This is a genomic window from Priestia sp. VA7, assembly GCF_055710015.1.
Genome location: NZ_JBVQPN010000075.1, coordinates 1 through 252, shown reverse-complemented (window position 1 = coordinate 252; position 252 = coordinate 1). Strand labels below are relative to the sequence as shown.

The 252-nt window shown below is 54.4% G+C and carries 1 rRNA gene; it reads right to left on the bottom strand.

Features of this window, described 5'->3' with window-relative positions:
- Nucleotides 1-252 (bottom strand): 23S ribosomal RNA (locus tag AC0C45_RS30255); the annotation flags it as partial.

The following is a 252-nucleotide window of genomic DNA, read 5'->3' as shown; positions in this document are numbered from 1 at the left end:
ATTCTCTCCTCGCCTACCTGTGTCGGTTTGCGGTACGGGCACCTCCCGCCTCGCTAGAGGCTTTTCTTGGCAGTGTGGAATCAGGAACTTCGGTACTATAGTTCCCTCGTCATCACAGCTCAGCTTTCATGATGAGCGGATTTGCCTACTCATCAGCCTAACTGCTTGAACGCGCATATCCAGCAGCGCGCTTACCCTATCCTACTGCGTCCCCCCATTACTCAAACGGCGGGGAGGTGGTACAGGAATATC